The sequence below is a fragment of the Pseudomonas sp. UBA7530 genome, from assembly GCF_002479365.1.
In the GTDB taxonomy this organism is placed as follows: Bacteria; Pseudomonadota; Gammaproteobacteria; order Pseudomonadales; family Pseudomonadaceae; genus Aquipseudomonas.
In genome coordinates this window covers 368,220-375,062 of sequence record NZ_DLMS01000013.1, presented here as the reverse complement: position 1 = coordinate 375,062, position 6,843 = coordinate 368,220, and the positions used below count along the sequence as shown (strand labels likewise).

The window sequence follows — 6,843 nt, the reverse complement described above, 5'->3', positions numbered from 1 at the left end:
AGGCCACTAGACGAAGGGGACACACCCCGGAACATCAAGCAACTTTCCGGCTTCCTTCGCTTCGCTTTAGGCTTTGCGCTGGAAGTGGCGCGCATTCTATGGAGGCTTTGAGAGGTCGTCAACCACTCTCTAAAAAATTTTTAAAATCAAAGACTTCAGCCCATAAATTGACATGACACTAGGAGCGATGCGACCAAGCCACTACACTCGGTCGAAAAGTTGATTCTCGAGAGGTCCCAAGCAGTGTCCGCACTCGTGATAACCATGCTGATAGTCGGCGGCATCGCCCTGCTGATGGTAATTGCCTACATCAACCATGCCGTCGAGAACAGCAAGCTGGAGAAAGCCCGCCAGCGCGCCGACCTGCTCGACCGCATTCGTCGCTGCCAGGATATCTCCGAACGCATGCCCGGCCAGTTGATGACGCCGCAATTGAAGCTGCTGCTCAGCCAGCTACAGCTCCAGGTCAGCGAACGCCTGCTGCCGCTGGATAAGCAAAACGCCGCGTTGCAGAACGATATCGCCACCCTGAAGACCGAGATCGCCAAGGGCGAATCCATCGCGGTGCAGAACCCGCCTCAGCCCGTCACCAACGAAGCCAAGGCCAAGGACATACGTTTCCTTCTGGAAAATCTCCATGCGTTGATCACCGGCTCGGTACAGGGCGGCCTGCTGCCCGTCAGCGAAGGCAAGCATTGGCTCAAGCAGATTCGCCAAATGCTGGTGCTGGTGCATATCGAGTTCTTCAGCACCCTTGGCCAGACGGCAATGCAGCAGAACCAGCCTGGCCAGGCGCGCCTGGCCTTCGAGCGCGGCGTGCAGTACCTGCGCAAGCAACCCGAACCTGCGCCTTACCAGGCGCAACTCAAACGCTTCGAGGAGCAGTTGGCGCGCGCCAATGCAATGGTCCTCAACAACAATGCACCCGCAGCGCAAGAACCGAGCGAGTTGACCGAAGGTCTGAAAGACCTGGAAGACGACGACTGGAAAAAGAAGAACATCTACGACTGAGCGGCGGCAGAGCAACGTTCGCCTTCGCTCAGCCCAACACGCTGACCGAGGATTAGGAGCTGCAATGAGCATGACCGTTTACGGGGCGCCACTCTCCCCGTTCGTCCGTAAAGTCTGTCTGTGCCTGATCGAGAAGGGCCTGGATTACGAACTCGAAGTGGTCATGCCCTTCGGCCAGCCGGACTGGTTTCGCGAACTCAACCCTCTGGGGCGCATTCCTGCCTTTCGCGACGGCGACCTCACGCTGGCGGACTCCAGCGTCATCTGCCAGTACCTGGAAGAACATTACCCCGAGCACAAGCCGTTGTATGGCGCCGATGCCGAGCAACGCGCCAAGGTGCGCTGGCTGGAAAAATACGCCGACTACGAGCTTGCACCGCTGTGCACCTTCACCGTGTTCCGCAACCGCGTGCTGAAAGCCACCATGGGCCAGCCGTGCGACGAGGAAAAGGTGCAGCAGGCGCTCCGGGACAAACTACCGAACCACTTCGATTACTTCGAAGCCACGCTGGGCGATGCGCCCTATTTCCTCGGCGAGCGACTGTCGATGGCCGATCTGGCGCTGGCCTGCCAGTTGATCAACATGGAGCACGGCGGCGAAACACTGGACGCCGCGCGCTGGCCGAACCTGACCGCGCACTTTCAGCGCGTCAAGGCCAGCGCCTCCATGCAGCACCTGCTGCCACGCGAGCTGCGCACGCTGGAGAAGATCGGCGCCAAGCGTTAACAGCAAACGCACCGACCGTTAGCGGGATCAGCACAAACGGTCGGCACACATGATGGCCTTGCGACTCAGCAGTCGCTGGCGGCCAGGAAGATCGCCGCCAGCGCTTCGATGCCGGCCTGATCCGCTTCGGTGAAACGCCCTACCGACGGGCTGTCCAGATCCAGCACGCCGATCAGGCGGCCGTCCTTGACCAGGGGCACCACCAATTCGCTGTTCGACGCGCTGTCGCAGGCGATATGTCCGGCGAAGGCATGCACGTCTTCGACTCGCTGCGTCTGCAAACTCGCCGCAGCCGCTCCGCACACGCCGCGACCGAAAGCGATGCGCACGCAGGCTACCTTGCCCTGGAACGGGCCAAGCACCAGTTCGCCATCCTTGACCAGATAGAAGCCGGCCCAGTTGAGGTCGGCCAGTTCGTGAAAAAGAAAGGCGGAGAACTGTGCGGCGTTGGCGATGAAGTCACGTTCACCGGACAGCAGCGCCTGCAGTTGCGCACTCAGTAGCGGATAACCATTGAGGTCAGCCCCGGCCTGGGAAAGATCGATCATGCCTGTTGCTCCAGCAGTTGCAGCCCGACCCAGTGGCGGGCGAATTGATAGGCGCAGCGCCCATTGCGGTTACCGCGTCCCAGCGCCCAGCGAATGGCCGCCTTTTCCAGCGCCTCGTCCCAGCTCCAGTTCAGCCCCACCTGGCGCGCCTGCACGTCAACCCAGTGACGCACGACGATCAGGAAGTGATCCTGGCTGAAGGGATAAAACGACAGCCACAGACCGAATCGATCGGACAATGCGATCTTGTCCTCCACCGCCTCATTGGGGTGCAGTTCGCCGTCGACCATCTTCCAATTCTCGTTGTCACTCTGCCGCTCGGGCACCAGGTGGCGCCGGTTGGAGGTCGCATAGAGCAGCACGTTGTCCGGCGCCTGTTCCAGCGAACCGTCGAGCACGCTCTTGAGCACGCGGTAGTCGCCCTCGCCTGCCTCGAATGACAGATCGTCGCAGAACAGCACGAAGCGCTGCGGCAAACCGGCCAGCAGTTCCACCACGCGCGGCAGGTCGGCCAGATGATCGCGTTCGATCTCGATCAGACGCAGACCAGCCCTGGCGTGCTCGGCAAGCAGCGCACGCACCAGAGAGGATTTGCCGGTACCACGCGCACCCCAGAGCAACGCATGGTTGGCCGGCATGCCGCTGACGAACTGACGGGTATTGCGCGCCAGCTGCTCGCGCTGGGCGTCCACACCCAGCAGGTCGCTCAGCGACAGGTCGAGGCTGACCTCCAGCGGCAACAGGTAACCGCTGCGGCCATCGCGCACCCAGCGCGCGGCCACGCATGTGTTCCAGTCGACCTGCGGGCGCAGCGCAGGCAGCAAAGGCTCGAGACGCTCCAGCACCTGCTCGGCGCGGGCGAGAAAATCCAGCAATCGGGAATCCACGGTCTACTACTCCTTTTGCGCAGAGCCGCACGTTGCAGGCTCTGCCGGTACAGGGTCGCTATCAGCTATGCTTGGCAAGCGCCAAGGATCAGAGACTACGCACGCATTTATGGATATTTCGCTCACCAATCGCCTGTCATTCAAACAGGCCGGCTTGACCGTGCTGGTGGCGTTTATCCTTGGCACGCTGCTGAGCGTCACCCAGGTGGCGATCGATTATGCCAGCGAAGAGGCCTCCATCAACCGCGAGATTCGCGCACTGCTGGAAATCAGCCACAACCCCGCCGCCCGTATCGCCTACAACATCGATGCGGAACTGGCGCAGGAGCTGGTACTCGGCCTGCTGCGCTCGCCAGCGGTGACCCGCGCCGAGCTGATCGACAACAGCGGCCTGGTGCTGGCCAGCGTCAGTCGGCCGCGTAGCGAGAGCCGTTACCGTTTCATGAGCGACAGCCTGTTTGGCGCCGAGCGCGCATTCCAGGACCCGCTGTTCGTCTCCCACGCGCCTCACGAGCCGCTGGGTTTCCTGCGCCTGGAGATCGATACCTACGCCTTCGGCAGCCACTTCCTGCGGCGCTCGCTGCTGACCCTGCTCACCGGCTTCGCACGCAGCCTGTTGCTGTCGCTGATCCTGCTGGTGATGTTCTATTTCATGCTGACCAAGCCGCTGACCGGCGTGATTCGCGCACTGAGCCAACGCAACCCGCAGGATCCGCATCATCGCCCGGTGCCCTGCCCCAAGGGCCATGAGCGCGACGAGATCGGCATCCTGGTCGAAGTCACCAACCGCCAGCTGTCGAGCATTGCCCAGGAGATTGAGCAACGACGCAACGCCGAAGACCGGCTGACCCAATACCTCGGCGAGCTGGAAAACATCGTCTCGGCGCGCACCGCCGAGCTCAAGGCCACCAACGCCCGCCTCAGCCAATCCAACAGCGAACTGGAGATGGCGCGCACCACCGCGCTGAACATGGCGCAGGCACGCTCGGCCTTCCTGGCCAATATGAGCCACGAGATCCGCACACCGCTCAACGGCCTGCTGGGCATGCTGGCGTTGGCGCTGGACGGCCCGCTCAGCCCCGAACAACGTCAGCAGCTGGGCATCGCCCATGACTCCGGCAAGGTGCTGGTGGAACTGCTCAACGACATCCTCGATCTGTCGAAATTCGAAGCCGGCCAGCTGGAGCTGGAAGAAATCCCCTTCGACCTCGGCGCCCTGGCCGAGGAAACCGCCAGCCTGCTGTCGCAGAACGCCGCCAGCGCCGTGGAGCTGACCTGCCTGATCGATCCGGCACTGCCGGCGCAGGTGCTGGGCGATCCGACGCGGGTGCGCCAGATCGTCAGCAACCTGCTGTCCAACGCGCTCAAGTTCACCCGATTCGGCCGTGTCGACCTGATCGTCGCCAGCAGCGCGGACGGCATCAGCATTCGCGTGCGCGATACCGGTATCGGCATCGCCGCAGACGCCCAGGCGCGCATCTTCCAGCCCTTCGCCCAGGCCGAAGTGGGCATTACCCGCGAGTACGGCGGCACCGGGCTGGGTCTGGCGCTGACACGGCGTCTTTGCCAAGCGATGCAAGGCAAGCTGACCCTGCAATCGAAGGAAGGCTTCGGCAGCGAGTTCTGCGCCGAGCTGCCGCTGCCGGCTCATGCCCAAGCCGCCATGCAGCCCTCACTGCAGGGCCGCATCGTAGCCATGACGCCGGCCAGCAGCGGCCTGCAACAAATGCTCAGCCAATGGCTGCCCACCTGGGGCCTGAGCTACCAGCGCCTGGACACCGATGCCAGCCTGCTCGGCGTGGACGCCGACCTGCTGATCAGCGATTGCCCCGAGTGTCTGCTGGGCCTTCGCCCAACGATCACCACACCGGTTTTGCTGGTCACGGCCTACGGCAATTTCCTACCGCATGACCAGGCACAACGTCTCATGCCGCTGCTGCAGATTGCCCGCCCCCTGGCGCGCAACGGGTTGTTGCAGATGCTGCGGCACATCCTGCAGAGCGACGACAGCGAGCTGGGTAACGACGCCCAGGCGCAGCCTCGCCGGCAAAGCGCAGCGCGCGTGCTGCTGGTCGAAGACAATCCGGTGAACCAGATGGTCGCCAAGGGCATGCTGGCCAAGCTCGGCTATCAGGTTCTGGTCGCCGGTCATGGCGGTGAAGCCCTGGAAATGCTGGAGCAACAGCCCGTCGACCTGATCCTGATGGACTGCAACATGCCGGTAATGGACGGCTACGAGGCCAGCCGGCGCATCCGCAGCAACGGCCGCTGGCCGGAACTGCCCATCGTCGCCCTGACGGCCAATGCGCTGTCCGACGAGCGCGAACGCTGCCGCGCAGCCGGCATGAATGACTACCTGGCCAAACCCTTCCGCCGTGAAGAACTGGCAGCCATGCTCGACACCTGGCTGCCCAGCGACGTCACTCGCTGAGCCGCGCCAGCAAACGATCCAGGCTGCGACGCAGCCCTTCCATCTCCAGCAGGTCCTGATCACCGAACTGGCAAAGCAACTGCGCCTTGAGCGGCAGAACCTGCGCCTGCAGCGCCCTGCCGGTCTCGCTCAGCGCCAGATGCACCTCTCGCTCGTCCGCCTGCGCACGACGGCGCTGCACCAGGCCCATCTGTTCCAGACGCTTGAGCAGCGGCGTCAGGGTTCCAGAGTCCAGCTGCAGACGTTGCCCGAGCGCCTTGAGCGTCGGCTGCGCGGGCGCATGTTCCTGCCACTCCCACAGCACCAGCATCGCCAGGTACTGCGGGTAGGTCAGGCCAAGGGCATCAAGCATCGGCTTGTAGGCGCGAATCACGGCGCGCGAGGCGGCGTAAAGCTTGAAGCACAGCTGGTTGTCCAACTGCAGCCCGGCGGTATCGAACGCGGTCATTTCAGCAGCGCTTCGATCTCGCTGCTCAGTTCTTCCGGCTTGGTGGTCGGGGCGAAGCGCTTGACCACCTGGCCATCCTTGCCGATCAGGAACTTGGTGAAATTCCACTTGATACCCTGGCTACCCAGCAGGCCGGGGGCGCGCTTTTTCAACTGCACAAACAGCGGATGAGCGTCGGCGCCGTTGACGTCGACCTTCTTGAACAGCGGGAAGCTGACGCCGAAATTCAGCTCGCAGAACTCGGAAATCGCGCCTTCGTCACCCGGCTCCTGCTTGCCAAACTGGTTGCAGGGAAAGCCCAGCACCACCAGGCCCTTGTCCTTGTATTGCTGCCAGACGTTCTCCAACCCCTTGTACTGCGGGGTGAAACCGCACTTGCTGGCTGTGTTGACCACCAGCACGGCCTTGCCGCCGAAGTCGGCCAGGGTCTTCTGCTCGTCCTTAATGGTCGTGACTGGAATATCGAAAAGTGCATTGCTCATGGGGAATCGTCCTGATGGGCGGAAAGTGACGGACAAAATAGCGAGCAATTAAATTGCATGCAATTTAATTGCTGCAAGATAAGGCATGCAGATATCGCACTATCCGTAGGGCGGGTTAACGGCGCCGAATGCCGGGCTTCCAAACGCAGATGAACCCAGCGCGCCGCGTAACCCACCAGGCGATCTATCGCGTTGCGCCGATGGTGGGTTACGCCACACCCGGCATAGCGAGCTGATCGACAACCGAGACAAGTGGCTAACCCACACTACAAGACGATGGCGTCAATGCGTACATAGAGGGATACACGC

General features: G+C 62.4%; 7 protein-coding genes. 3 read left to right on the top strand and 4 right to left on the bottom strand.

Going from position 1 to position 6,843, the window contains the following annotated elements; genetic code table 11:
• The first annotated feature begins 243 nt into the window (after nucleotides 1–243).
• Complete coding sequence (locus tag B2U07_RS22355) at nucleotides 244–1,011, top strand: hypothetical protein (RefSeq protein ID WP_275546102.1); 768 nt, start codon at nucleotides 244–246, stop codon at nucleotides 1,009–1,011.
• A gap of 64 nt (nucleotides 1,012–1,075) precedes the next feature.
• The gene (locus B2U07_RS22350) at nucleotides 1,076–1,738 is read left to right on the top strand and encodes a glutathione S-transferase family protein (protein ID WP_275546103.1); all 663 of its coding nucleotides are present in this window, start codon (nucleotides 1,076–1,078) and stop codon (nucleotides 1,736–1,738) included.
• A 65-nt stretch (nucleotides 1,739–1,803) separates the two neighbouring features.
• Here the strand turns inward: B2U07_RS22350 and B2U07_RS22345 are convergent, their stop codons facing one another.
• Together B2U07_RS22345 and B2U07_RS22340 are read right to left on the bottom strand one after the other, a co-directional pair.
• Entirely contained in the window at nucleotides 1,804–2,286 is a 483-nt protein-coding gene (locus B2U07_RS22345; RefSeq protein WP_275546104.1) for a GAF domain-containing protein, read from the bottom strand.
• The gene (locus B2U07_RS22340) at nucleotides 2,283–3,173 is read right to left on the bottom strand and encodes an ATP-binding protein (RefSeq protein ID WP_275546105.1); all 891 of its coding nucleotides are present in this window, start codon (nucleotides 3,171–3,173) and stop codon (nucleotides 2,283–2,285) included. The genes B2U07_RS22345 and B2U07_RS22340 overlap by 4 nt, the downstream gene beginning before the upstream one ends.
• Before the next feature lie 67 nt (nucleotides 3,174–3,240).
• On the opposite strand from B2U07_RS22340, the gene B2U07_RS22335 reads away from it, so the two are divergent.
• On the top strand, nucleotides 3,241–5,604 hold the full coding sequence (locus B2U07_RS22335) for a response regulator (RefSeq protein ID WP_419096373.1): 2,364 nt from the start codon (nucleotides 3,241–3,243) through the stop codon (nucleotides 5,602–5,604).
• Here the strand turns inward: B2U07_RS22335 and B2U07_RS22330 are convergent.
• Complete coding sequence (locus tag B2U07_RS22330; protein ID WP_275546107.1) at nucleotides 5,594–6,052, bottom strand: MarR family winged helix-turn-helix transcriptional regulator; 459 nt, start codon at nucleotides 6,050–6,052, stop codon at nucleotides 5,594–5,596. The two genes, B2U07_RS22335 and B2U07_RS22330, sit on opposite strands and share 11 nt — an antisense overlap.
• Nucleotides 6,049–6,534, bottom strand: a complete 486-nt coding sequence (locus tag B2U07_RS22325) for a glutathione peroxidase (protein ID WP_275546108.1) — start codon at nucleotides 6,532–6,534, stop codon at nucleotides 6,049–6,051. The genes B2U07_RS22330 and B2U07_RS22325 overlap by 4 nt, the downstream gene beginning before the upstream one ends.
• Between the last annotated feature and the right edge of the window lie 309 nt (nucleotides 6,535–6,843).

Excerpts from the sequence above, each read along its gene's own strand:
- B2U07_RS22325 (WP_275546108.1), bottom strand. The coding sequence starts at position 6,534 with ATGAGCAATGCACTTTTCGATATTCCAGTCACGACCATTAAGGACGAG.
- B2U07_RS22330 (WP_275546107.1), bottom strand. The coding sequence starts at position 6,052 with ATGACCGCGTTCGATACCGCCGGGCTGCAGTTGGACAACCAGCTGTGC.
- B2U07_RS22345 (WP_275546104.1), bottom strand. The coding sequence starts at position 2,286 with ATGATCGATCTTTCCCAGGCCGGGGCTGACCTCAATGGTTATCCGCTA.
- B2U07_RS22350 (WP_275546103.1), top strand. The coding sequence starts at position 1,076 with ATGAGCATGACCGTTTACGGGGCGCCACTCTCCCCGTTCGTCCGTAAA.
- B2U07_RS22335 (WP_419096373.1), top strand. The coding sequence starts at position 3,241 with ATGCTTGGCAAGCGCCAAGGATCAGAGACTACGCACGCATTTATGGAT.